Annotated in this window: 2 protein-coding genes; both read left to right on the top strand. The window is 52.4% G+C overall.

All coding sequences use genetic code 11. The features are described from left to right. Positions 1 to 220 precede the first annotated feature (220 nt). On the top strand, positions 221 to 751 hold the full coding sequence (locus tag ACTHUR_RS11190) for a cytochrome b (protein WP_081948031.1): 531 nt from the start codon (positions 221 to 223) through the stop codon (positions 749 to 751). A gap of 155 nt (positions 752 to 906) precedes the next feature. Beyond that, on the top strand, positions 907 to 1,360 hold a 454-nt coding region (locus ACTHUR_RS11185), incomplete at its 3' end, for a 4-hydroxythreonine-4-phosphate dehydrogenase PdxA (RefSeq protein ID WP_440398619.1).

Here is a 1,360-nt window from a genome sequence, read left to right as displayed (position 1 = left end):
GAGAATAAAAACGCCTATTTTAGCCCGAGTTCGGCATAGAAGGTGGTATTCCTGCCCTTGTTTTCAGACGGCCTGGGCAGCCTGATGGATAAAACTGATGTTTATTCAAAATTTTCAAACATTTACGAAATGTCTTCAAAAAGGCAACAAAATTGGTTGGGCATTTTTGATACAATCCGCCGCTTCAAAAAATCAAATAAATCAAAAACAAGGAAACATTATGACCACTACACGTCCCCAAACCTACGATACCGTCTCGCGCGCATTGCACTGGCTGACCGTACTCGGCTTCATCGGCATCCTGACCACCATCGCCATCTGGACCATTTATGACGGCGAAGAATGGGTCGGCGCACTCTTCGGCGTGCACAAATCCATCGGTTTCATCACGCTGCTGGTGATTATCGTGCGCATTGTTTGGGCCTTGCTCAATGCATCCAAACGTCCTGCCGCCGACAGCTTTGCCGCCAAAGCCGGCCACCTTGCCCTTTACGTCCTCATGCTTGCCGTTCCCGTTATCGGCATGATCCGCCAATACGGTAGCGGCCGCGGCCCGTTGAAAGTATTCGGTGTCCAAGTGATGCAGGGTTCACCTGAAAAAATCGAATGGATGGCCAACCTCGGTAACATGGCGCACGGCAAACTCGGCTGGCTGCTCTTCGCGCTGGTCGCCGGCCACATCGCCATGGTCGTCGTCCACCGCATTCAAGGCCACGACGTTTTGTACCGCATGATCGGCCGTCGTTCTTAATTTGAAACGGTAAACAGACAAGGCCGTCTGAACACAGTTTGACCAAGCAAAAACTGTTTTCAGACGGCCTTTTTGTATTTGTGTTAATCTGCAAAAGTAGGGCAGGCATTTTGCCTGACGTTGTCTAAATACTGTAAACCATACCGAGAAACACCATGACTGCTCCCATTCTCGCCATCACTTCCGGTGAACCGGCCGGCATCGGCCCCGACATCTGCCTCGATTTGGCTTTCGCCGACCTTCCTTGCCGCCCCGTTGTTTTGTGTGACAAAAACCTGTTGGCGCAAAGGGCCGGACAGCTTGGCAAGTCCGTCATCCTGCGCGATTTTCAAGCCCAAGCGGCCGATCCGTTGCCCAAGGGCGAACTCGAAGTCCTACATATTCCCTTAGCTGCCGAGTGTCGGGCGGGCGAACTCAATCCTGCCAATGCCGCGTATGTCCTCCGGCTGCTGGATACGGCGTATCAAGGCATTTCAGACGGCCTGTTTGCCGGTATGGTGACTGCGCCGCTGCATAAAGGCATCATCAACGATGCCCACGCAGGCAACGGCTTTTTCAGCGGCCATACCGAATACCTCGCCGAAAAAGCCATACTGAACAAGTCGTTAT

This window comes from Neisseria sp. P0021.S007 (assembly GCF_051956855.1).
The sequence above is the reverse complement of the archived record's forward strand: the minus strand, read 5'-3'. Positions and strand labels throughout refer to the sequence as shown.